We start from the raw sequence: 264 nt of genomic DNA on the forward strand, positions 1-264 counted from the left end.
GCCGTATAAACTGATTCTCCATCCCTATCCCCTGCCTTTGTTTATGGTAATTATATAATTTAGTTATATCAATTACACTCATGGTATCGCAGAAGCATTGTTTTGTCAAGGATAGTCCGCTATGATGATTGCAGTTGGTAATTTCGTACCACACAGTACCTTGACAAGTGAATGACCGTCCAAAAGGGATATGACCGGCAGGAGAAGTGACGCATCCGGCGCACCAATGCAGGGAAACACCGCAGGAATGGGGCAGGAAAACGG

This window comes from Coprococcus sp. AF16-22, assembly GCF_003461545.1.
Lineage (GTDB): Bacteria > Bacillota > Clostridia > Lachnospirales > Lachnospiraceae > Coprococcus > Coprococcus aceti.